At 48.5% G+C, this 22,473-nt stretch carries 21 protein-coding genes; 2 read left to right on the top strand and 19 right to left on the bottom strand.

The features are described 5' to 3' along the window. Positions 1-78: 78 nt before the first annotated feature. Entirely contained in the window at positions 79-1,017 is a 939-nt protein-coding gene (locus GT1_RS02740; protein ID WP_188397200.1) for a DMT family transporter, read from the bottom strand. A gap of 118 nt (positions 1,018-1,135) precedes the next feature. On the opposite strand from GT1_RS02740, the gene GT1_RS02745 reads away from it, so the two are divergent. After that, the gene (locus GT1_RS02745) at positions 1,136-2,524 is read left to right on the top strand and encodes a PLP-dependent aminotransferase family protein (protein WP_188397202.1); all 1,389 of its coding nucleotides are present in this window, start codon (positions 1,136-1,138) and stop codon (positions 2,522-2,524) included. After that, positions 2,499-3,122, top strand: coding sequence for a DNA-3-methyladenine glycosylase I (locus GT1_RS02750; protein WP_223226010.1), 624 nt, complete (start codon positions 2,499-2,501; stop codon positions 3,120-3,122). Before GT1_RS02745 ends, GT1_RS02750 begins: the two co-directional genes overlap by 26 nt. Before the next feature lie 88 nt (positions 3,123-3,210). On the opposite strand, the gene glp is transcribed toward GT1_RS02750, so the two are convergent. The 18 genes from glp to GT1_RS02840 all read right to left on the bottom strand — a co-directional run bounded on the left by glp (position 3,211) and on the right by GT1_RS02840 (position 22,453). Beyond that, on the bottom strand, positions 3,211-4,425 hold the full coding sequence (gene glp / locus GT1_RS02755) for a gephyrin-like molybdotransferase Glp (RefSeq protein WP_075754481.1): 1,215 nt from the start codon (positions 4,423-4,425) through the stop codon (positions 3,211-3,213). Between the two features lie 15 nt (positions 4,426-4,440). Further along, positions 4,441-5,466, bottom strand: coding sequence for a molybdopterin-binding protein (locus GT1_RS02760; RefSeq protein ID WP_223226011.1), 1,026 nt, complete (start codon positions 5,464-5,466; stop codon positions 4,441-4,443). Next, the gene (fdhD, locus tag GT1_RS02765; RefSeq protein WP_188397204.1) at positions 5,438-6,310 is read right to left on the bottom strand and encodes a formate dehydrogenase accessory sulfurtransferase FdhD; all 873 of its coding nucleotides are present in this window, start codon (positions 6,308-6,310) and stop codon (positions 5,438-5,440) included. The genes GT1_RS02760 and fdhD overlap by 29 nt, the downstream gene beginning before the upstream one ends. Before the next feature lie 35 nt (positions 6,311-6,345). Continuing rightward, positions 6,346-7,140: an aminotransferase class IV gene (locus tag GT1_RS02770; protein ID WP_223226012.1), complete on the bottom strand. Its 795-nt coding sequence runs from the start codon at positions 7,138-7,140 to the stop codon at positions 6,346-6,348. A 68-nt stretch (positions 7,141-7,208) separates the two neighbouring features. After that, positions 7,209-8,648 (bottom strand): aminodeoxychorismate synthase component I, encoded by a 1,440-nt coding sequence (gene pabB / locus GT1_RS02775; RefSeq protein ID WP_223226013.1) that lies wholly within the window; start codon positions 8,646-8,648, stop codon positions 7,209-7,211. Further along, a complete protein-coding gene (gene pabA, locus GT1_RS02780) occupies positions 8,615-9,217 on the bottom strand; it encodes an aminodeoxychorismate/anthranilate synthase component II (RefSeq protein ID WP_075754473.1) in 603 nt (200 codons plus the stop codon). Before pabA ends, pabB begins: the two co-directional genes overlap by 34 nt. 212 nt (positions 9,218-9,429) lie before the next feature. Further along, complete coding sequence (locus GT1_RS02785; RefSeq protein ID WP_223226014.1) at positions 9,430-11,175, bottom strand: NADH-dependent [FeFe] hydrogenase, group A6; 1,746 nt, start codon at positions 11,173-11,175, stop codon at positions 9,430-9,432. 1 nt (position 11,176) lies between these two features. Beyond that, positions 11,177-12,478: an NADH-quinone oxidoreductase subunit F gene (locus GT1_RS02790; RefSeq protein ID WP_083945380.1), complete on the bottom strand. Its 1,302-nt coding sequence runs from the start codon at positions 12,476-12,478 to the stop codon at positions 11,177-11,179. After that, on the bottom strand, positions 12,466-12,990 hold the full coding sequence (locus GT1_RS02795; protein WP_188397208.1) for an NAD(P)H-dependent oxidoreductase subunit E: 525 nt from the start codon (positions 12,988-12,990) through the stop codon (positions 12,466-12,468). Before GT1_RS02795 ends, GT1_RS02790 begins: the two co-directional genes overlap by 13 nt. A 255-nt stretch (positions 12,991-13,245) precedes the next feature. Beyond that, positions 13,246-14,202, bottom strand: coding sequence for a methylenetetrahydrofolate reductase (locus GT1_RS02800; protein ID WP_109298232.1), 957 nt, complete (start codon positions 14,200-14,202; stop codon positions 13,246-13,248). Next, a complete protein-coding gene (locus GT1_RS02805) occupies positions 14,199-14,867 on the bottom strand; it encodes a methylenetetrahydrofolate reductase C-terminal domain-containing protein (RefSeq protein WP_075754471.1) in 669 nt (222 codons plus the stop codon). Before GT1_RS02805 ends, GT1_RS02800 begins: the two co-directional genes overlap by 4 nt. 21 nt (positions 14,868-14,888) lie before the next feature. Continuing rightward, the gene (locus GT1_RS02810) at positions 14,889-15,296 is read right to left on the bottom strand and encodes a hydrogenase iron-sulfur subunit (RefSeq protein WP_075754469.1); all 408 of its coding nucleotides are present in this window, start codon (positions 15,294-15,296) and stop codon (positions 14,889-14,891) included. A 1-nt stretch (position 15,297) separates the two neighbouring features. After that, positions 15,298-18,141 carry an FAD-dependent oxidoreductase gene (locus tag GT1_RS02815; RefSeq protein ID WP_075754467.1) on the bottom strand — a complete coding sequence of 948 codons (2,844 nt, stop codon included), beginning with the start codon at positions 18,139-18,141 and terminating at the stop codon, positions 15,298-15,300. A 179-nt stretch (positions 18,142-18,320) separates the two neighbouring features. Beyond that, positions 18,321-19,184 (bottom strand): CoB--CoM heterodisulfide reductase iron-sulfur subunit B family protein, encoded by an 864-nt coding sequence (locus GT1_RS02820; RefSeq protein ID WP_075754465.1) that lies wholly within the window; start codon positions 19,182-19,184, stop codon positions 18,321-18,323. Further along, positions 19,181-19,774 carry a 4Fe-4S dicluster domain-containing protein gene (locus tag GT1_RS02825; protein WP_083945441.1) on the bottom strand — a complete coding sequence of 198 codons (594 nt, stop codon included), beginning with the start codon at positions 19,772-19,774 and terminating at the stop codon, positions 19,181-19,183. Before GT1_RS02825 ends, GT1_RS02820 begins: the two co-directional genes overlap by 4 nt. 38 nt (positions 19,775-19,812) lie before the next feature. Beyond that, on the bottom strand, positions 19,813-20,604 hold the full coding sequence (locus GT1_RS02830; RefSeq protein WP_188397210.1) for a methyltetrahydrofolate cobalamin methyltransferase: 792 nt from the start codon (positions 20,602-20,604) through the stop codon (positions 19,813-19,815). A gap of 103 nt (positions 20,605-20,707) precedes the next feature. Next, on the bottom strand, positions 20,708-21,676 hold the full coding sequence (locus tag GT1_RS02835; protein ID WP_188397212.1) for an acetyl-CoA decarbonylase/synthase complex subunit delta: 969 nt from the start codon (positions 21,674-21,676) through the stop codon (positions 20,708-20,710). Between the two features lie 21 nt (positions 21,677-21,697). Continuing rightward, positions 21,698-22,453, bottom strand: coding sequence for an AAA family ATPase (locus tag GT1_RS02840; protein ID WP_188397214.1), 756 nt, complete (start codon positions 22,451-22,453; stop codon positions 21,698-21,700). Positions 22,454-22,473 lie beyond the last annotated feature (20 nt).

Genomic DNA, 22,473 nt, shown 5'->3' on the forward strand with positions numbered 1-22,473 from the left:
AGCTGCTGACAACAAACGGCGATATGCTCCCAAAGGGCGGCATATCGCCGTTTTGCATCTTACCTCAAACTCCACACATCACTTGCTAACTGTCTGCTGCTGTGGCTGCCGCTGTCTGCTTCCCATCATCAGCATACTGGAAATAATAAGGAAACCTCCTGCCCCTTGTGCATAACTGATTGTTTCTCCCAAAAAGAAGAGAGATAAGAGCATAGAAGTCAAAGGAATCATCCCTGAAAAAGCGGCGGTTGTATACGCGTCACAGCGATTGACCCCTGCATAGAAAAACACAAAGGCCAAGGCGGTTACAATCAGTCCGTACCAAATCAACGCCAGCCATTCTTTCAGCCCAATCGCCAGTAAAGACGCAAAAGGCTGTTCCACCAAAGCCGGAACAAGCGATAGTCCGAAAGCGATTGCTGATACGATCAGAGTTTGTACCACGGGATGAATTCGCACATCTGCACTGTCTCGCTGCATTGTCTTATGCTTTCTCGAAATAATGTTAAAGACAGATTCGCTTGCCGCAGCACAAAGCATAAATACATTCCCCCAGAAATGCCAGGCTGATAGCTGAATGGAATACAAGCTCGTTCCCTGCAGCAGCACAATACCCGAAACAGTACAGGCAATGCCAAAGGCTGTCCACTCTGAAGGTTTTTCTCTAAGTACAAGAAAAGCCAAAATAGCGGTAATTGCAGGTGTCGTTCCTGTCAATATTCCGGCCTCTACAGTGCTGGTCAAATTTACTCCTAAAAGTAAAAAGACGCGAAACAGAAATATTCCAAAGACAGCCTGAAGCACAAGCAGTTTCCAGTCATTTCTTTTCAACAGACGAATCGTTTGAACGGTTTTCGCTCTGTAAAATGGGGATAAGCACAAGATCATAATGCCTAAACTAACAGCAGTTATTGTAAACCGGTTTAACTTTTCAGAAAGGATATAGCCTGTAATCACCGATGTCCCAGCCAAGGTAAACGCAAACAGCAAATAAATTTTTCCCGTAATATTTTTCATCTGCCACCTTCTTTCTTTACACCCAAGCCTGTTGCTATATATAATAGTATCTTATAAACTGGAATGGTATAAGAGCCAGTACAAAGGTATTTTTATAGAGCCAGTTGGAGGAGGACACATGTGGGGTATTGAATTGCGTTATAAAGACGAAGTCAGTTTAGCCCGTCAGATTTTTTTATCACTGAAACAGCGTATATTGGCAGGAGAGATTTCGCAGGGAGAGGCTTTGCCATCTACACGGGAACTGGCAAAAGGCTTGGGCGCTTCTCGCAATACTGTTTGTGAAGCATATGATATGCTTTTGACAGAAGGATTCATTGTAAGCCATCAGGGCGCCCCGTCCCGTGTTGCAGCAGGGCTTCATCTCACAACGAAAAAAAACCCCGTTCCTGCGGCAAAGAAGCAAGAGCAGGCACCTATCCTGTGGGACTTCAAAACAGGTCAGCCCGACTTATCCCAATTTCCTCGTCAGCTCTGGAGCCAACTGGTACATGCTGCCGCCAATACCCTGACTACGCAGCAGCTGGAATATAGCGGCCCCAAAGGTTATGAGCCTTTATGCGAGGAGATCGCCCACTGGCTGCTGCGCAGCAGAAGCATGGAAGTAAAGCCTGAAGATGTGTTTATTACATCAGGTGCAACGGCAGCACTTCATTTGCTCGTAAATATACTGAATAAAGCCGGTCATGCGTTTGCACTGGAAAGCCCGTCCCATCCGGGCATTCGAACTGTTATTGCCGATAGAAGGTATCCCTTGCAGTGGCTGCTTGTGGATGAGCAAGGAGCTGATATTTCTACACTCCAGGGCAAGAATGTCTGCGCGGTTTATGTCACACCCTCCCATCAATTCCCTTTGGGCGGTATTCTCCCCGCCGGACGTCGGGCCGCGTTGCTACGTCTTGCAAGTGAACATGATTTTTACATCATTGAAGATGATTATGACAGCGAATTTCGGTATACCGGGCCTCCTGTCAGTCCGATCTATTCCATGGATTCCTCCCATGTGATTTATGTGGGAACCTTTAGCAAAACCCTGTTTCCTGCTTTGCGTATCGGGTTTGTGGTACTGCCCAAACAATTGCAGAAGAGTTGGAGACATTCCCGCAATTATATGGATGTACAGAATCCAATTTTGGAGCAAGCCGCACTGACCCAATTTCTGCATATGCGAAAAATGGACAAACACGTGCAGCGGATGCGGCGGATATATGGGGAAAAAAGAAAGGTCTTATTAAATTCGCTTGAGAATACGTTCGGTGCTTCTGTGCAGCAATGGGGGGATGCTTCCGGCCTGCATCTGGCTCTCTGCTTTCAGGAAATGGAATTTGGGAAACAGTTTGTGCACGACTGCCGGGATGCCGGTATCAGAATATCCTTGGTGACACAGTATTGTCCTATGAACGATCATCACAAAGATAAGCTGCTCTTGGGCTATGGACATTTGAGCCATATACAGATTCAAAAAGGAATACAGGCATTGTATGAATTTATTGCAGAAAGAGCATAAAGCAAATGGATATGAGGAGATGTGCGAAATTAAAAGATGCGATTGGGCACTAAAAACCAAGCTGGAACAAGAATATCATGATAAAGAATGGGGAATTCCAATTCATGATGACAGAAAGCTATTCAAAATGCTCATATTGGAGGGAAAGCAAGCAGGCCTCAGTTGGGCGATTATTCTTGCAAAAAGGGAAACCCTTTGTGCAGCATTCGATGATTTTAACCCTGCCATTCTGATAACTTATGATGATGCAAAAATCGAAGCGCTTTTACAAAATAACGGAATTATCAAGAACAGGCAAAAAGTAAATGCCGTTATCAGCAACGCAAAAGCGTATTTCAAACTCTGTGAAGAATTTGGTTCCTTAGACAATTACCTGTGGTCCTTCGTCAATCATCACCCTGTTATTAATACATGGACCCGGATCGAAGAGGTTCCATCCTGTACTCCTGTTTCGGCTGCCATCAGCAAAGACCTGAAAAAACGTGGTTTCAAATTTGTCGGCAGCACTACCATCTATGCTTTCATGCAATCTGTGGGGATGGTGAATGACCACTTAACATCCTGCGATTTTCGTGGACATTCTCAATCCAGCAAGTAACAGCAGGTCAGAAAAAAGCCGTAGGATTTCAAAATCCTACGGCTTTTCTTAAAAATTTAAAACATCCTTGCGGGATATTAGCCAAAAATTAAGCATCGGCCAGCAAAATAACTTCTATCTCTGTACCGACCGGTAACGGCGGCGAATTCTCCGGAATAACGATTAATGCATTGGCTGCCATTGCCGATTTCAGCATACCATTGCCTTGAGCGCGTGATGGTTCAACAAAAATATCGGTACTCGTCTGCCAGCACCGTGCCCAGACAAAGCGTTTGGCACCTGTCGGTTTATTAAAAGGTGTGGCAAGCACGGCCTTAATCCGCGGCCGCCACCACACTTTACGTCCACCCATTTTCATCAAAACAGGCCGCACCAATTGTTCAAAGGAAATAGCTGCCGCCGCCGGATTGCCTGATAAACCAAGATAAAGCTTTCCATCGCGGATACCGGCTAACACAGGCATTCCCGGTTTGATGCTCACTCTGTCAAACAGTAAGGTAATACCCAGTTTTTTATATACTTCGCTGATGAGGTCATAATCGCCCACCGAAGCGCCGCCGGTTGTTACGAACACATCACAGTCTGAGGCGGTCTCCAGCAAATGCGCAATTTCATCAATATTATCCGAAGCATTCCCCAGCAAAACAGTCTGCGCTCCCGCCTCGGCAACCTGCGCGCTTAGCATATAGCTGTTAGAATTGCGAATCTTCCCGGAAACCAAGGGGAAATCAACAGGCACAAGCTCACTGCCTGTAGCAATAAGCGCTACCCGGGGTTTGCAAAAAACATAAGGGCGGCTCTTGCCCAGTACGGCGAGCATCCCCATGACACCGGCATTGATAACAGTGCCTTGTGAGACAACTTCTTCACCGCTAAAGATCTCTTCGCCCCGCAAACATATATTTCTTTCGGCCCCTCTGCCCTCCAGGATGGTGACATCACCACCATTTACAACCGTATCTTCCAGGCGAATTACACCGGTAGCCGCCGGCGGCAAGGGGGCACCGGTCATAATGCGGCAGGCTGTGCCGGAACTGACAGGCTTATCAGAAGTTTCACCTGCCGGAATATAATCAATTTGCTTTAAAATTACGGGATTTTCCGGAGTTGCCGCAGCCACTTCTGCCGCAATCAGTGCATAGCCGTCAAGCGGTGATCGATCAAAAGGCGGAAAATCAATGTCAGAGGTTACAGTCTCAGCTAAAATACGTCGCCAGCATTCCTGTAACGCCACTCTTTCCTTCGGCATTACTGTCACTAAATTCAACAAAATTTCTTGCGCAATCTCCAATTTTACTGACATGAGCTTATTCCTCCTCTACTTTCCGAACGGGCAGCAAGGGTACGAACACTCTTTGCACCCCATACAGAGGCCGCCGTATCCCATTTCAGCAAAATCCTGCTTATTTAATCTTTCACCGGCAAGTATCCGGGGAAACACCAAATCCAATACCGTTATTTTGGAGAACATGCCACAGGCAGGCAAGCCCAATATAGCGATATTGCCAAGATAAGCCAGCATAAACATGGCTCCCGGCAACACCGGGGTACCATAAGTAATAACTTCTGCGCCGGTTGCGCGGATGGCATCTGGTGTCACATCATCAGGGTCAACCGACATGCCGCCGGTAACAACAATGACTTCCACACCGGCTTGAGCATAGTCCATAATAGCCTGAGTAATGGCTTCGGCTTTATCAGGCTGAAAGGTAATACCACTAAACTCGGCTTGATAATCTGCTATCTTATCCCGCAGTACAGGTCCGAATTTATCCTGGATACGTCCGTAAAAAACCTCATTACCTGTTGTAATTATACCTATTTTTAAAGCGCGCAGCGGTTTCACCGCGACAATGTCCTGATATTCACCGGCGATTCTTTCCACCGTCCGGACAACCTGATCATCTACGATTAGCGGCACCACTTTTACCCCGGCCAAAATTTCACCGGCCTTAACCAGCCGGTTGCCATGCAATGTGGAAAAGACAGCATAGTCAACAGCATTGATACTTGTCACAGCAGCCCTGTTTACTTTTAATAGTCCGTCCTGCTTGGCAATAATCGTTACTTTGCCTTCGCTCGGCCCTGCCATATAGGTATTTTCGCCGCTTACCAGGCGGGCAATCCGCTCTGCAGCTTCGTTTTCATGAATTTGCTGGTCGCCTAGCTCCAGAAGATAGATATGCTCTTTACCAATATTGAGTAAATGCGGTATATCTTCCGACTGAATAATATGCCCCTTCTTAAAGGCCGGTCCCTTATATTCACCCGGTACAATTTTAGTCATATCATGCCCTAGTACCATACCAACAGCTTCATGTATCCGTACTTTTTTGAGCGCCACTTGCTTCTCCTCCTGAGACCAAATTTCCCGCCTGCTCTTCTGGCGGCAGAACTCCGCTGACTCTTTCCGGATGACTATAGATATTCAAGCGCTCGCCCCTGGCAAAGCCGATAACCGTCACACCAAGCTCTTCCGCCATATCCAGCGCCAGACTGGTGGGAGCCGAACGGGCAATAATCACAGCTATATTCATCTTACTTACTTTAAGCAAAATTTCAGAGGACACCCTGCCTGAAAAAACCAGCACTTTATCATGGGTGCTGATTCCTTCCACCAGACAGCGGCCATATAACTTGTCAAATACATTGTGACGTCCAATATCCTGACTCCAGCACACCAATTCGCCTGCCGTCGCCAGCGCTCCGCCATGCACACCGCCGGTAAGCCGAAAAGTTTCAGATGCCGCTTCCAGCAGTTCAGAATAACGCATGGCTTCTGCCGGTGTGATGGTGACCACATTGCTTATTGGTTTGGCGGTTAATACATCATTTACAAAGTAAAAAGCGCTCCGTCCTTTACCACAGCAAGCGGTGAGATAGCGTTTTAAAAACTTCTTTTCCGCTGCTGTTTCACCAGATACTGTCGTAACCTGGATAACACCCTGCGCGGTATTAATGTCAAGCGTTTTTATATCTGCAACAGTTTGAATAATCCCTTCAGTAGCCAGGAAGCCGGTGACCAGATATTCCTCCTCGCCGGCAGCAGCCAGCATGGTCACAAGTTCACTGTCGTTTAAGTATATCGTAAGCGGAATCTCTTCCACAACCGGTTCTTCTGTTCTGGTAACATCGCTGCCATGAATTTTAATAACCTGATAGTTGGCGGTTCCTTTGAGCGCCTGCATACTCTCACTCCTTCCCGGCTAGTACCTTACGTCACTTAAAATGGTACTATGTCCCGATACAGCTTGGCAAGCACAGCGGTAACGGCCCCAGGCGCCGGCTCATTGCCGATAACCCGGGAATCAAGCACAGTCACTGGTATAATTTCCATTACAGAACTTGTTAAAAAGATTTCGTCAGCCCCGGTAAGCTCTTCCGGCCTGACTTGCCTGATTTCCAGCGGTATCCCGGCCGCCTGCGCCAGTTCAATAACCGTGCGTCTGGTTACACCAGGCAAAATGCCGCTATTTTCGTCTGGTGTAACTAACCTGCCTGAGGTAACAAAAAAGATATTGCTCATCGACCCTTCGGCAACAAATCCGTCAGTATTAAGCATCAGGGCTTCCTGAGCCCCCAGCGCTTTTGCTTCTGTTTTGGCCAGGATATTATCAAGATAATTAGCCGACTTTATCCTAACCAACGGCGAAGATAGATTGCGCCGCAGCGTAACGGTGGCAATACGCCAGCCTGCGGGCGGCAATGGCGGCGGCAGTGGTGAGGCAAATACCGTTACCGTCGGCAGGCCACAACTGCCGGGATCAGGCCGCGGTGTCCCGGTACCGCGTGACAATGTCAGCCGTACTGAAGCATCCTTGAGCTGATTTTTCTCAAGTACCGCTGCAATGGCGTCACTGAGTTCAGCACGCTCCGGCAATTGGGGCCATTGTAAATACCTTGCGCCAGCCTCCAGACGTTCCAGATGCGCCTGTAACCTGAATATCCTGCCACTATAAGCGCGCATGGTTTCGAACAAGCCATGGCCATAAAGAAAACTATGATCTAACGGAGACACCAAACCCTCCCCGGCTGAAACAATATGTCCATTAAAATAAACAAGCATGGTATCACCAGCCAATCTGTCTATATCTGATAACCTAAAGCCTTCATCAGGGCCCGCGCTTTGTCCAGACTCTCCTCATATTCCAGTTCAGGTACAGAATCAGCGACAATACCGCCCCCTACCTGGTAATACGCACAGTCACCCTTAATCACAAAGGTACGAATAACTATATTAAGATCGGCATCGCCATTAAAGTCGATATAGCCGATAGACCCGGTGTAAATACTGCGGCGCACCGTTTCAAGCTCGTCAATAATCTCCATGGCCCGGACTTTAGGGGCACCGGTAATCGAGCCGCCGGGAAAAGAGGCGGTGACTAAATCAATGATATCCTTGTCTTCCGCTAATTTTCCCACCACGGTTGATACCAGATGGAACACGGTGGCATATTCCTCCAGGCGAATCAAATCAGGCACACGCACACTGCCAAATTCGCACACCCGACCCAAATCATTGCGTTCCAGGTCAATTATCATAACTAATTCGGCCCGGTCTTTTGCACTGTTAAGCAGCTCCTGGCTAAGCTGCCGGTCCGATTCAGGGTCCTGGCCGCGTGGTCTGGTCCCTTTTATCGGCCTTGTCTCCACCATTCTGTCAGTCACCAGCAAATACCGTTCCGGCGACGCACTGGCAACAATGACTTCGCCAAAATTCAGATAGGAGGCAAAAGGAGCCGGATTGATATGCCGCAAATAACGGTAAAGCTCATAGGGCGGCACAGTCACCTTAGCCTCAAAACGCTGTGTTAAGTTTACCTGAAAAATATCACCGGCGGCAATATAATCTATGCCCTTTTGTACCATATCACAGTGTCCCTGGCGGGTAAAGTTTGACCGGTACTCCCCTGCCGGTATCTGTGGCTGAGGCTCAGGCAGCGGTTGTGCCTGAGCTACCAAAGCTGCCAATTCTGTTATGCGGTTTTCGGCTCGTTTGCGCCGGGAGAGCTCATCTTTTTCCGGAAACCCGTTGGACGCAATATAGGCCTTATTAGCATGGTGGTCAAAAATCAAAACCGTATCGTAAAATCCTAACATACAATCAGGATTATTCAGATCATCATTACTTAACGCCGGAATCGTTTCCAGCAAATATCCCATATCATAACCGAAGTAACCGATAATTCCGCCTGTCAGCGGCGGTAAGCCGGGTACTTTTTGGGTTTTGTATTGGTTGAGCAGCCGCTTAAGCTCGGCAAAAGGATTGCCTGTAAACGTAAGGCTGCCGCCCTTTTCCTCCAGCTGTATTGTCTGCCCTTTACTGGAAAATACCAAAAACGGATCACGGGCAATAAAAGAATAGCGGCCGAGGCCGTTATTATCTTTGCCACTGTCTAAATACACACTATTGGGCTGCTGCGCAAACAGGGCAAACACTTCAGCAGGCGGCAGCGCACATGTTATTTCGCGAATGATCGGTGTCGGATTCATTACCGGCCGGCCCCTTTCCTCTTGCTTGTCCAATTAGGATCTAAAGATAAAAAATTTTCCAGCATAGTATGTCCGGCTTCGGTGAGAATGGACTCAGGGTGAAATTGTACCCCTTCAATAGTATACTCTTTATGACGGATACCCATAATTTCACCAGCGTCTGTCTCGGCACTAATCTCCAGACAAGCAGGCAGGGTTTCTTTTTTAACAATTAATGAATGATACCGGGTAGCGGTAAGCGGATTTGCCAGTCCGGCAAAAACGCCTTTACCGTCATGGAACACCTGTGAGGTTTTACCATGCATCAGGCGTGGAGCACGCACAACCTCACCGCCAAAGGCTTGACCGATAGCCTGGTGCCCAAGACAAACACCCATTATCGGAATTTTTCCTTTAAAATGTTGAATCAGTTCCAGACTGATACCCGCCTCATTGGGCGTACATGGGCCAGGTGAAATAATAATATGATCAGGACGCAGGTCTTCAATATGGGGAATTGTTATTTTATCATTACGAAAAACCCGGATATCTTCCCCTAGTTCGCCAAGGTACTGGACGAGGTTATATACAAAAGAATCATAGTTATCTATCATCAGGATCATCTTCCATTCCTCCTCGGCATTATTTTATCATAGCCTGTCACTACTCTACAAATAGCTATTTGCAATATATTAATAAATGAGGACGGCTGTTTTTGAAGCCGTCCTCATTTATCACAACCTTTATAAAGGAAGTTCCGCGCTCCGCTTGGAACTAAGCGATTCACACAAGTTCTAGCGTCGCGCTGCTCCTAATAACCTGGTTCTCTGCTTATCTACTTATGCTTGGGATGATAATGAGTATGCAGCAGCTCATGGGATTTGTGACTTAAGGGTTTACCCAGGAACTCGTCATACAACGCTTTCACCGCCGGATTTTTGTGCGACTGCCTGATAGGCAGCTCGCGGTCAGCCTGATACAGACCGGCCATCCGGGCTTCCTTGGTAGCCTTGGTGGTGCCCCAGGGCTGACCGCCGCCGCCAATGCAGCCGCCAGGACAGCACATGATTTCCACAAACTGATACTCACAGTCGCCGGCGCGGATTTTATCCAAAATGACCCGGGCATTTTTCAGGCCGTTGGCAATGGCCACTTTGACTTTCTTGCCGTCAAGGTCCACTTCGGCTTCTTTAACGCCGGTGAGGCCGCGTACGCCTTCGAAATCGACGTTGGCCAGTTCTTTGCCTGTGACTACTTCGTAGACGGTACGGAGCGCGGCTTCCATAACGCCGCCGGAGGTGCCGAAGATGACGGCGGCGCCGGTGGACAGGCCAAGGGGTGCGTCAAATTCTTCTTCGGTCAGTTTATTAAAGTCAAAGCCGGCTTGTTTGATCATTCTCGCCAGTTCACGGGTGGTTAAGACGATATCGACATCCCGGTAGCCGCTGCCGTTCATTTCGGGACGCGCGCTTTCATATTTCTTGGCGGTGCAGGGCATGATGGAGACAGATACGATTTTGGCGGCGTCGATACCGGCTTTTTCAGGGTAATAGCTTTTGGCTAAAGCGCCAAACATTTGCTGCGGCGATTTGCAGGTGGAGACGTTGTCCAGCAGGTCGGGATAGAAGGTTTCGACAAAGTTGATCCAGCCGGGGCTGCAGGAGGTGATGAGGGGCAGGGTACCGCCCTGGCTCATTCTTTCGAGGAGTTCGCTGCCTTCTTCCATGATGGTGACGTCGGCGGCAAAGTCGGTGTCAAAGACTTTGTCAAAGCCTAAGCGGCGCAGGGCGGCTACCATTTTGCCGGTGGTGATGCTGCCTGGCGCGAGGCCGAATTCTTCGCCGAGGGCTACCCGGACGGCGGGAGCGACTTGGACGAGTACATGGTTATCGGTGTCGGCAATGGCTTGCCAGACTTTCTCGGTTTCGTCGTTTTCGTAGAGGGCGCCGACAGGACAGACGGCTATGCACTGGCCGCAGTAGACGCAGGTGCTGTCCTGGAGCGGCCGGTCGAAGGCGGTGGTGATTTCGTAGTCCACAGACCGGTGGGCGGTGTTGATGGCGCCGACGGTCTGGACTTCCTGGCACATTTCGACACAGCGGCCGCATTTGACGCATTTGGACATGTCGCGGACGATGACGCCGTTGGAGGCTTCGACAGGGATTTGTTTGGGCTGGTTTTCAAACAGGGGCTTAGCTATGCCAAAGTCACGGGCCAGCTGCTGGAGTTCACAGTTGGTGTTTCGGATGCACTGGAGGCAGTCCTGGGGATGTTCGGCCAATATGAGTTCGAGCACGTCTTTTCTGGCCTGGCGGACAGCCGGGCTGTTGGTGATGAATTCGGCGCCGTCCCAGACTTCGTTGCTGCAGGCGGTTTTGAGTTTTTTCTGGCCTTTAAGCTCGACTACGCACAGACGGCAGGTAGCACGCACTTTAAGGTCCGGATGGTAGCAGAGTACGGGAATGTCGATGCCGACCATTTTGGCGGCATCTAAGATCAGGGTAGTTTCAGGACATGATACGGGGATGCCGTCTATGGTAATGTTGACGATTTTGTTGGGATCGGATGCATGATGACCCACACTACTCACCTCTTTCCTGTTCAGTAAAGCAAATTTGTGCCGGACATTTCTGGTTCAGGTGATCTTCGAATTCGGCTTTAAAGAGCTTCCAGCAGGTGTTGAGGGCTACGGCTGCCGATTGGCCCAAACCACAGAAGGAGGCATTGGTCATGGTGTCAATTAACCGCCGCAGCACGGTCATGTCGTGCTGGGTTGCTTGACCTGCGGAAATTTTGCCCAGTATCTCATAGATTTGCTTGTTGCCTTCGCGGCAGGGGGTGCATTTGCCGCAGGATTCATGGATGAAGAATTCGGTTACGCCTTTGAGGTAGTCGATGACGCACACGTCTTCGTCCATAACGACGACGGCACCGGAGCCGACGCTTAAGCCGGCATTGCGGAGGGCTTTATAGCAATAGGGGGTGTCAAGCTGGGCCTCACTGCCAATGGGGCCGGACTGGCCGCCTAAATGGAAGAATTTTAGTTTTTTGCCGTCAGGGATGCCGCCGCCCAGTTCAGGGTCATAGATGACATCGCGCAGGCTGACGCCAAAGGGGATTTCGTATACGCCGCGGTTAACGACGTTACCGGACAGACAGACCAGCTTGGTGCCGCCGCTGTCTTTGGTACCATAGCTTAGGTATTTGTCGCCGCCTTCTAAGACGATGGTGGGGATGTTGGCAATGGATTCTACGTTGTTTACGAGGGTGGGCAGGAGGAACAGGCCGACTTCGGCCAGATGGGGCGGTTTGATGCGCGGGCGGCCGGCCTTGCCTTCGATGGAGTTTAAGAGGGCGGAGTTTTCGCCGCAGACATAGGCGCCGGCGCCGGTCATGATGTGGATGTTGAATTCAAAGCCGCTGCCCAGGATGTTTTTGCCCAGATAGCCGGCTTTGACGGCGTTGTCGATGGCGCTTTGGAAAACTTTCTGAATGGCGCGGTATTCGCCGCGAATATAAATATAGCCGTCGTGGGAGTTGAACACATAACCGGCAATGGTCATGCCTTCGATGACCCGGAGCGGATCCTGGCCTAAAAGGATTTTATCCTTAAAGGTGCCTGGCTCGCCTTCGTCGGCGTTAATGACAATGTATTTGGGGAACTCGGGAATTTCCAGCAGCTGTTCCCATTTGGAACCGGCCGGATACGCCGCGCCGCCGCGGCCTAAGAGCTTGGCCTTTTTCACTTCGCCGATAATGTCTTCCGGTTTCATGGTAAAGGCTTTTTTCAGGCCTTCATACCCGCCGGACTTTACATAGGCTTCGGTACAGTCAGGACGAATGACGCCGCAATTGCCGGAAATGAGTTGGTTTATTTTTGACATGACGACACCCCCCGGTAACTTGTCACAATTTCGGCTACCTTGGCTGCGGTCAGGTTACCATAGACTTCATCGCCGATTTTGGCTACCGGACCAATATCACAGGCGCCTACACAGCTGGTGTGCAGCAGGGTAAACTGGTTGTCAGGCGTGGTCTCACCCAGCTTAATGCCCAATTCTGCTTCAAACAGGGCCACTACGGCATCGGCTTTGGTTACATGGCAGGGTGTGCTTTTACAGATTTCAATGACATATTTGCCCCGGGGCACCGTACTGAACATGGCATAGAAGGTAAGAACATCATGGACTTTGCTGATGGGCACATCCAGTTGGCAGGCGACGACTTCCGCCCATTCTTCGGCTACGTAGTTTTCGCCGGAGGTTGCCTGAATATCTAATAGTATTGATAACAACTGCTCTTTGGCTTTACCGTAGTGATTGATAATGGCCAAGACTTGCTCGTATCTTCTGATGATTTCCAATGCCTGATCTTTTGTTACTTTTGAACAACACATGCTTGTTATCTCACCCTTTCTTTTGACATCTTGTAATTACCAAGACAAGTCAGTACCTGAAGGAGCATAACAACGACTAGGAGTAACTATACTAAATTTATATGTGAAAATTTGCACAATTTAAGTTACTCAAAGTATTGCCGCAAAATGATAGGATATAGGGTCAGCCATTTTCTTCCCAGGCTGACCCTACCATTCTCCCTGAGTATATCCTTCTAAACCAATGCTTAGCCAGATTATGGGATAACAACGATATTAAACTTTAGGACGCGGCAGGAACCCTGCTCCTTTTACAATCTCAGGCAGGGCTGCTTCCCAGCCAACAGGCATAATATGAATACCGGCTACACCTGGGATCTTTTTGAGCTCGTTGCACATTTCAATAGCAACCTGGATACCCTCTTTTTTCGGGTCCTCAGTTTTCTTCATGCGCTCAATCAGGCTATCGGGAATTTCCATACCGGCAACGTCTTTCTTCATGTACTGCAGCGCTTTTACCGAACGCACAGGCAGAATACCAGCAGTAATCTTAGTCCGTTCATGAATACCGCGGGCCACTACCATTTCCATGAACCGGGCAAATTTTTCGATATCAAATATGGCCTGCGTCTGGATGAAATCAGCGCCGGCATTTACTTTCTTTTCAAGACGGATAGCCCGGAATTCAAAGGGATCGCCAAACGGATTTTCTACAGCACCGATAAAGAAACGCGGCTCGTCTGTTTTGATAACGGCATCGGACAGAAACTTTTTGTCATCCCGCATCTTTTTGACCATGGAAATCAATTGTACGGAATCAACATCATACACATTTTTACTTGTCGGATGGTTGCCGAAAGACTGGTGGTCACCGCTTAGGCATAATACATCGCGAATTCCTATGCTATAAGCCCCCAGCAAATCGCTTTGCATGGCAATACGGTTACGGTCCCGGCAAGTCATCTGAATAATGGGAACGCCGCCGCCCTTAAGGACATGGACACCGGCAGCAATGCTGGACAGCCGCACAATAGCTGTTTGGTTGTCCGTAAGGTTAAAACCATCCACTATGTCTTTAAGTTCATGGGCATGGTGTTCTAATTCATGACCGTTAGAATGCTGGGGCGGTCCAAGTTCGCCTGTCACCACAAAATGGCCTAAGGAGTACAGTTTTTCTAATTTGCTTTCTGTTTTTAACACAGCTTGTTTGTCAATTGCTACTGCTTCGCTCATAACCGCACATCCTCCCTCACAATTTTGCGGGGACCGCCGTCTCTGCTCTTCGACCAGTCTTTTGCGGGTAATACCTCGGTCATCATTTCCAGACGGTTTTGGCTTTTGAGGCGATCATAAATAAGCTGCCATCCGCATGGGGTATCTTTGCTGATTTCGCAAACACCGTTTTGGGAACCGCCACACGGACCATTCATCAAGCTCTTGGAGCAACGGATAATAGGACATACGCCGCCGGTTTTGGCAAGTACACACTCGCCGCATAGCATACAGCGTTCTTCCCAGATGCCATGCTCAATAGCAGCGCCGGCAAAGGTAGTGTTTTGGCCTGGTACAAAAATAATTTCCGGATAGGTTTCCGCCATGTACTGCACACCAACGCCACAAGCCACGGACACCACAACATCAACATCTTTAAGATGTTCTTTAAATCTGGCCGCATATTCCGGATCACACTGCCGCTCATAAGTAGCAGTTTCGATAGAGGTAGGCTGACCGTCAACCTCCAGCTTCATCCGCAAGGCACTGGCCAGAATATCGGCTTCTTTTTGCCCACCGGACAGACATACGGTAACACAGCCGCCGCAACCGGCAACCAGTACTTTTTTAGCGCCTTTTATACTTTCGGCAATTTCTTCAATTGGCTTTATTTGTGCAACTATCATATCGCTTGACTCGTCTCCTTTCTAGGCCTTCCGGGCCTTAAGCGGACTCGGACCTAATTTCTCTAAGAGGCCGGCCATATCCCGGGCGATATGGGCAAAACGCGGACCATGGGTGCCGGACACGTTGTACATAACTAACCGTTCCCGGCCAATGCCGACTTGATCCAAAATTTCCTGGATATGCTCCAAACGTTTCCGGGCACGTGAACTGCCATTGACGTTCATGCACTCATGCTCAGGACAGCCAGCGACAAAGACAGCGTCAGCGCCCTTTTCAAAAGCCTCTAACAGCAGTCTGCCGTCAACTTTACCGGCGCAAGGCAATTCAACGGTTTCGATTTTCACGTTAACATCGGCTGGAGGGCCAAGGTCAGAGCTAATTAGCGCACACAAGCGGCAAACAAAACCAACAACTTTACCTTCACTCATATTAACCCACCTCCGTCAACGCGGTCTCAACCCGTGAGAGTACCTCATCGTCCTGATAATGATGGACAAAAATAGCCTTATTCGGACATTCGGATGCACACATGCCACAGCCACGGCAATCAGCAGGCGGAATATAGGCAGCGCCCATTTCTTTCTTCTCGCGAGTGATTTGTGGGATAGTGTAAGGGCAAGTCCGTACACAAGTCAGGCAGGCTGCGCATTTTTCCCATTCTACCTCAGCCACCATACCACCCATCATGAGTGCAGGCTGTGCCAGAATACGAGCCGCGCGCCCAGCTACGCCTTTAGCTTGGGTCAGACATTCAACCACTGATTTTGGCCCATGGGCTGCACCGGATATAAAGATGCCGCCGCCAGGGAAAGCAATCGTACCAAAATTTGAGTGGGTTTCGGAAAGGAAACCATCGGCATTAACCTGAATCTTGAAAATATTGGCAAGCTGCTCGGCTTCCTTGGAAGCCGTCTGAGCTACTGCCAAAATCACCTGATCCGGTTTCAAATTCAAGGTCAGTCCGGATTGCGGATCATTAACAGCCATCGACAGGTTGCCGTCTTTGTCTTTTACTAATACCGGCTTGTCAGTTTCGTCATAGTGGACAAACACTACGCCGGCTTTCCGGGCATCACGGTATTTGAGTTCAAGATAGCCAGGCGTGCGGATATCACGGGATAACACATATACCTTGGCATCAGGGTTTTGCTCTTTAATTTTGGCAGCCGCATATACGGTTTCACCGCAGCAGGTACGGCTGCAGTATTTGTGCTCCTCATTGCGCGAGCCGACGCATTGGACAAAGACATAGGTAGGCTCGCCTTTTGCCGGCAAACGCCCGTCAACCAGCCGGTACATAGCCTCAACACCGGTGATAACCCGCTGATCTTCACCATACATATATTCGGCCGGAACATAGGTTGTCGTGCCTGTAGCCAGGATTACCACGCCATGTTCCACATTCTTAGTTGTTTTTATCTGTCCCTGACCGGTTGCCACCAAAGTGATGAAATGGCCCTGACGACCGCTGAAGTGGGCAACTTCCGAGTTAACCAGCACCTCAATCTTGTCATTCTTGGCAACTTGCTTTTCCAAATTTTCGACAGTTTTCTTTAGGTCATCGGTTTCTAAGCTGCCGGTAAAATTACGGACATAGCCGCCAAGTTCGGCCGACTTCTCAACAATGGTAGAACTATAGCCACGATCAGCTAACGCTAATGCCGCAGCCATGCCGGTAACACCGCCGCCAACGATCAGCGCACGGGGAACAACCGGTTCAGCATGCCATCTTAGCGGTTTAAAGTTCTTGACATCCTTGACAGCACGCACAGTAACAGCAATAGCCGCACTGTTGGCCTTCTCAGAATGATTCTCCCAATTCTTCACAGGCACAGGGGCCATTTCAACCAGCATGCGATTTAAGCCTGCAGCCTGCGCAGCCTCCTGGAAGAGAGTAAGATTGTGTTTCAAGACACAGGGAGCAACCACAATGCGGTTGAGCCCCTGGGTAGCAATCAGGTTTTGTATTTTAGCTATAGCTTCCGGTTGACAGACCGCTTGGTCGCATTCAACCACTACTACATCGCCTTGGCCTTTGGCTGCCTGAATCACAGCTTCGGTATCAGCTCCCATAGCGGCTAACCCGCTTTTGCAGAGGAAAACGCCAAGTCTGAGCGGTTCTTTCGTTACATCACGTTCAGCCACAGGCTTGCGAGCCGGTCGCCCCTCTGATTTGCCCAGTACTCTGGCTGTAGCAGCAGCTGCGGCGCTGGCCAAAGCCATAGTCTCGGGAACATCAAGCGGACCTTGACTGCCGCCGACAGAAAATACGCCGGGGCGTTTGGTATTTACCGGGTCAAGGGGATCTACCTGCACAAAGCCATGTTCATTAAGAGGAAGTTGTAAAATTCCGGCAGTTTCTTTCAGACGGGTGGACGGACGAATACCTGCTGCAAGAACCACCAAATCAAATTCTTCAGCAAGCGGTTTGCTGGCTGCGGCATAATTAATGGATAATTTCTCCGTCACGGGGTCTTCTTTTACCTCGGAAATCATGGTCCGCACATATTTGGTACCTAATTCCTGAGCCCGGGATAAGAAGGTGTCAAAATTCTTGCCACAGGCCCTAAGATCAAGGTAAAAAACCGTAACATCGGTTTTAGGAGAAAATTCTTTTGCCAAGATTGCTTCTTTGGCGGTAAACATACAGCATATTGCCGAACAGTATTCTCCCTTTGACACTACGTCACGGGAGCCTACACACTGTATGAACGCAATTTTTTCCGCGCATTTGCCGTCCGATGGCCGTCTGATACAGTCTGAACGATAGCGGCTCTCAGAGAGCATATGCTCAAACTCTAAGCTGGTGACAACGTTCTTATGATATCCATAGCCGTATTCGCCTTTTTTAGACACATCATACATGCTGAAACCGGCTGCCAGAATAACCGCTCCGACGACGAGTTTTTGGGTGCGCTTGCCGGTTGCGACATCGCTAATGGTAGCTTGGAAGTGGCCTACATCGCCCTGCAGTTCGACCAGTTTGCTGCTGGTATAGAGATGAACAAGCGGATTGTTGTAGGCACGGGTAATGAGCGAACCCAATACCGTACTGGATGCATGGAGATTGCCGCCCAAATACAAAGCAGAAATGTTAACCTGATCACCCCAGACACAGGCTGCCTTGCTGCCATTTTCTGATGAATCGACCAGTTTTCCACCCAGATTTGCTTCATCTGTTATCAAATGAACAGGGTATCCTGCCCCAGCTAATTCCAGAGCCGCCTGCAGACCGGCAATGCCACCGCCAATAACGAGCACATCCTTTTGCATGGCTCTCACTGCCTTTCGATAAAATATCTTTGCTTCACCATCATTGTGAGTAGCCCACCAAGACTAAAGCCATAGGATGAATAAGAATACTATGGATTTGGGCTTGGTGGACTACCGATGTATAACCGCAGAGAAACCGGACATACCTAATAATAGTTCTGCCGGTTTCTCTGGATCGGTTACAACAACTGCAATGATGTCAAGAGCGGTACGGGATCAATAATATGTTTCTTCATCCATTTTTTTGCTTCAGGATGTCCGAAACTAATCCCGAGCAACTCGGTGAAGAAAAATATAGGTATTGGTTTTTGAATTTCTTTCTGCCGGGTTTCCAGAGTCATTTGACATAACGGACATGCAGTCACAATAGCGTCAGCGCCTGCCCGTTGAGCAGCAGTTACCAAGTTTTTGGTTATCTCATAAACAACGTCAGTACGTGGTACTGTTAAGCTGCCACCACAACAGTCGGTTTTGTACGACCATTTCCGCACATCGGCTCCGACCATATTCATCAGCTTATCCATTGCTTGTGGCTGCTCTACATCGTCAAAAGCTACATAGGTCGGCCTTGTAAGCAAACACCCGTAATAAGGTGCAAGCTTAAGTCCCTTAAGGGGTCTTTTGACCTCCCCACCCACTCTGCTAAGAATTTCTTTTCTCATGATGACTTCCAATGGATGTGTAACATGGACATTACCGCTATAGGACGCACCCATTATGCTTTTCAGTTCTTCGTTAGCATCTTTGGCTTCCGGAGTACCTTCCCGCACGTAATGATCAGCGGCTTTTACAAGATTATAACAGGCGGCACATGGCAGCACTAATTCTTTCTGCTGTTCGACTTCGGCGATAACAAGATTTCTCAGCGGCAAAGCGAGCGAAAGGAAACGGTCAGTGGAGTGTCCGGCAGTCGCACCACAGCAATTCCACTCCGGCAATTCAGCCAATTCCAGGTCCAAGGCATCAAATACAGCCTCGGTAGCCATATTATATTCGGCTGCTGTGGAGTGAAGGGAACATCCCGGATAATAACCTAGTTTCATCGTACCTTTTTCTCCTTTGCTCTCTGGAATATTTTCTTGATTTCGCCTTTGCGCCGCTTAAGTGCATTATGAGGTAAGAATGGCATCTTGCCCCGTTTTGTCATTTCTTTGCCGAGGTCCATATCCGCAAAATAAGTCCCTGTACACAGTTTGTAAAGTCCCATAAGTCCAAGTTCATAACCGCGGCCTTCGCCGCCGATTACCGGGAAGCCTTTCATGGAGTCGAGAAACAATTCATAAAACAATTTGATATTGTAATGACTAGCCGGAATCTTATCTTCAGCAATGGTTTCCATTTTAATGGTATCCATAACTTTAGACGTATCGATGCCGTTCGGACAGCGTACAGCGCAGGTCTTGCAACCAACGCATAACCAGGGAGTATTGCTTGTAAATACTTTGTCCTTTTCCCCCAGCTGAATCATCCGCAATATTTCATAGTTATTATGCTCCATGACAAAGTTAATCGGACAGCCACCAGCACACTTCATGCAATGATAGCATGAAGTGATCGGCTGATGTGACTTTTCTTCCATTTCCCGGCAGAAAGAAGTTTTTTCCTTAACGGGTTGATTTACCGTTGACATCATTGACCTCCTTTCCGGGAGTACACCCCCAGCGGAACTAATTACCGCTGTCTGAACACCTTAGCATAGGAGTCGCAGTAAATATCTTGGTTGAGAATCAAGCGGGCGGTAGCAATAGCATCTACCAAGTTATCGTCATTAGCATCGCAAATAGCGGAATCCAAACCGGCAGTCATCGCCATTATTGCAAAGGTGCGGTTAATGAGCGGACGATGCGGGCTCTTTTGGGAAATATTGGAGAGACCAACAGTAGTTTTGGGAGGAGGATTAGAAATCATTTTAATTTGGCGAATGGTTTCTAATGCCTCAACACCATGCTCCTGTGCCACGTTAACCGGTAAAATAATAGGATCAATGTACAGATTGTCAGGTTGCAGGCCATATGCTTCGGCATTGGCAACGAATTCCATAGCCATAGCAACACGGTCTTCTGCGCTCTTAGGAATACCGACTTTATTAATGCACAGGCAAACAACGTCAGCTTGGTATTTAGCAGCCATTGGAAAAACGCGATCGATTTTTTCTTGCTCACAACCAATGGAGTTTATGATTGCGCCGGGTTTGCCGTAAGCGATAAGAGCGGCTTCCATAGCATCATAGTCAGTGGTATCAATAGCCAGCGGCAAATCGGTACACTCTTTTAAAACATTAACCATCCAAGGAAGATCTACTGATTGGTCTTCGGAGTTGGGGCCGGTGTTTACGTCAAGATAATGAGCGCCACCCTCTTTTTGTTTAGCAGCCCACTCTTGTAACGGCTTCGGGTCATGCTCCCGGATAGCCTTACCGATATCTTTAAACATACCATTAATTCTTTCACCAATAATAATCATTAGCAAATCCTCCTCAATATATAATTAATTTTAAGAAAACCCATACATATATTTACAGATGAAATGTTTGAGAATACCCGATAGTCGTTGCAGATACTATAGCTTAGATTTCTGGAGCCGCCATTAAAGCTTCAGCATTTTTCTTGAAGAGACGAACTGCTTCCGGATGACGGAGCACCATGATATGAGCGCCACCTTGTAACAGGCCGGCAGCAGTCATGGCTTCCCATAGAATGGCACGGTCTGCTTGAACGCCCCAGTTCGGGAAATCGGCTTCGGCAGCAACAGCCTCTTTGGCGCGCCATGCTTCATAACCAACTTGGCAAATTACCGGTTGGGACAGCATTTTGTCGCCGCCAAGAGCGCCCAGACGTCCGCGTTCAAGAATCGAATAAGTATACTCTATACCATAGCCAAGAGCGGCTGTGCTCGGGTCGATAATAATGTTATCGGCAGCCAGACCTAATTCAGTAATAAGGATGTTGAGCTGTTTGCAGATGTTGATATCAAGCGGGCTTTGTGCCAGCACTTTATGCTTGTGAACCATAGCAGCGGCAGCAACCGACTTATAGTTGTCCTGTTCAGCCAAACCAATAAGCAGGTTTTCACCGGCAGCGGATTCGGCAACAACAGGCAGAACGGCGTTGTCTTTTTCGTCATTGCCGCAACCGACTACGATAAGAGGTACGCCTACGGCAGCCAAGACCTCTTTAACTATTTTAGCGCAATCTTCGGGGCTCTTGTTCGCTCCATCGGGATCAGCACCGGCAAGCTTGAGGTAAATCAGGTCTGCGCCGCATTCCACGCATTTTTGGGCCCATTTAACCGGGCAATCCATCACATCGGCAAATACTTCGTTCAATAACGGGTGCCAGTCAGGTTTAACATCCTGAATTTCCATGGCGACAACCGGTTTTAAGGGCATATCGCCTTCGAATTGGAGGAACGGCATAGTGGCGTCGCCGCCAACGGTTACTGTGCTGGTACGGGTGCCACCTTGTTCTTTGGTAGCACCGATGGTAACGGTATTAATTTTACCGATATATTTTTCTTTCAACATATTTGTTGCCATAGTTACGCTCCTTCCAGACTTTTAGATTTGTGCTTCTTTACAAATGGCGTTAACCGCCTGTACAGCCACCGAGTTATCTGGTAAATCAAACAACGGCTGGCTTAATAAGTCATATTTGGCTACTTGGGGGTCATAAGGGATTACACCGATTAAGGTAAGACCGGTTTTATCGATCTCAGCTTTGAGTTCGGCAATGTCCTCATCATTTTGCGTCTTAGTAACAATCAAATAGATCTTCTTTACATCCGACTTAAGGGTATCGACAAGTTGGCGAACACGGCCGGCTGAACGAATACTCCGTGCCGAAGCATCGCTGACAACGAACATATAATCAATATCCTGCGTTACCCGGCGGCTAATGTGTTCCAGTCCTGCCTCATTATCCATAAGTACATAGCTGTAGTTTTTGCTAAGCTTATCCATATAACCCTTCAGGAGGTTATTAGGAAAACAATAGCAGCCCGGACCCTCAGGCCCCCCCATCACCAGCATATCAACATAGTCTGATTCAACTAAAGACGATTGGAGTTTATATTCTATATACGTCTCCTGAGTCATACCGGCAGGAATATTTTTCGGGTTTTTGGTACTGGTTATCAGCTCAGAAATTGTTTGTTCAATTTCCATGCCTAGGGCTTCATTCAGGTTGGCATTGGCATCAGCGTCAACCGCCAGGATGGAACCTTTATTGTTTTTAACCAAATACCGGATAAGGAGTGCGGTAAATGTAGTCTTACCTGTACCTCCTTTTCCTGCCACTGCTATTTGTTTTGCCATGTCTTGAAACTCCTTTCAAT

Source organism: Sporomusa sp. GT1 (assembly GCF_014634905.1).
GTDB lineage: Bacteria > Bacillota > Negativicutes > Sporomusales > Sporomusaceae > Sporomusa > Sporomusa sphaeroides.

Bases quoted from the DNA above. Each gene is read 5' to 3' on its own strand.
- GT1_RS02750 (WP_223226010.1), top strand. From the start codon at position 2,499: ATGAATTTATTGCAGAAAGAGCATAAAGCAAATGGATATGAGGAGATG.
- GT1_RS02825 (WP_083945441.1), bottom strand. From the start codon at position 19,774: ATGATGTCAACGGTAAATCAACCCGTTAAGGAAAAAACTTCTTTCTGC.
- GT1_RS02795 (WP_188397208.1), bottom strand. From the start codon at position 12,990: ATGTGTTGTTCAAAAGTAACAAAAGATCAGGCATTGGAAATCATCAGA.
- GT1_RS02830 (WP_188397210.1), bottom strand. From the start codon at position 20,604: ATGATTATTATTGGTGAAAGAATTAATGGTATGTTTAAAGATATCGGT.
- GT1_RS02805 (WP_075754471.1), bottom strand. From the start codon at position 14,867: ATGATAGTTGCACAAATAAAGCCAATTGAAGAAATTGCCGAAAGTATA.
- GT1_RS02800 (WP_109298232.1), bottom strand. From the start codon at position 14,202: ATGAGCGAAGCAGTAGCAATTGACAAACAAGCTGTGTTAAAAACAGAA.
- GT1_RS02745 (WP_188397202.1), top strand. From the start codon at position 1,136: ATGTGGGGTATTGAATTGCGTTATAAAGACGAAGTCAGTTTAGCCCGT.
- GT1_RS02820 (WP_075754465.1), bottom strand. From the start codon at position 19,184: ATGAAACTAGGTTATTATCCGGGATGTTCCCTTCACTCCACAGCAGCC.
- fdhD (WP_188397204.1), bottom strand. From the start codon at position 6,310: ATGCAGGCGCTCAAAGGAACCGCCAACTATCAGGTTATTAAAATTCAT.
- pabA (WP_075754473.1), bottom strand. From the start codon at position 9,217: ATGATCCTGATGATAGATAACTATGATTCTTTTGTATATAACCTCGTC.
- GT1_RS02740 (WP_188397200.1), bottom strand. From the start codon at position 1,017: ATGAAAAATATTACGGGAAAAATTTATTTGCTGTTTGCGTTTACCTTG.
- GT1_RS02815 (WP_075754467.1), bottom strand. From the start codon at position 18,141: ATGCAAAAGGATGTGCTCGTTATTGGCGGTGGCATTGCCGGTCTGCAG.
- GT1_RS02790 (WP_083945380.1), bottom strand. From the start codon at position 12,478: ATGTCAAAAATAAACCAACTCATTTCCGGCAATTGCGGCGTCATTCGT.
- GT1_RS02840 (WP_188397214.1), bottom strand. From the start codon at position 22,453: ATGGCAAAACAAATAGCAGTGGCAGGAAAAGGAGGTACAGGTAAGACT.
- glp (WP_075754481.1), bottom strand. From the start codon at position 4,425: ATGTCAGTAAAATTGGAGATTGCGCAAGAAATTTTGTTGAATTTAGTG.
- GT1_RS02835 (WP_188397212.1), bottom strand. From the start codon at position 21,676: ATGGCAACAAATATGTTGAAAGAAAAATATATCGGTAAAATTAATACC.
- GT1_RS02810 (WP_075754469.1), bottom strand. From the start codon at position 15,296: ATGAGTGAAGGTAAAGTTGTTGGTTTTGTTTGCCGCTTGTGTGCGCTA.